The organism is Alcanivorax sp. HI0044, from assembly GCF_001634945.1.
This window is the reverse complement of record NZ_LWEZ01000988.1, coordinates 1-333: the sequence shown is the minus strand read 5'-3', so window position 1 is coordinate 333 and position 333 is coordinate 1. Positions and strand designations below refer to the sequence as shown.

The window sequence follows — 333 nt, the reverse complement described above, 5'->3', positions numbered from 1 at the left end:
AGCAAGTTACGACTACCGATTTTAGTCAGGGAATTGTCCTGAATGGTACCGCGATGAATGGTGACCGATTCACGGATGACATTGTCGTCGCCAATTTCCAGACGAGTCGGTTCCCCGTTGTACTTCTTGTCCTGGCAGTCCTCGCCGACGGACGCGAACTGGAAGATGTGGTTATTGCGACCAATGGTGGTCGGCCCTTTGATGACAACATGGGACGCCACTACGGTGCCCGCACCGATTTTCACGTCGGGGCCAATAATGGAGTACGGACCCACCTGCACATCCTCTGCAAGCTCCGCGGCCGGATCAATAAGGGCGGTCGGATGAATCATG

Annotated in this window: 1 pseudogene; it reads right to left on the bottom strand. The window is 55.0% G+C overall.

Annotation, left to right across the window (positions count from 1 at the left end):
* A pseudogene (locus A3730_RS11655) lies at positions 1 to 332 on the bottom strand (acyl-[acyl-carrier-protein]--UDP-N-acetylglucosamine O-acyltransferase); the annotation flags it as partial.
* Between the last annotated feature and the right edge of the window lies 1 nt (position 333).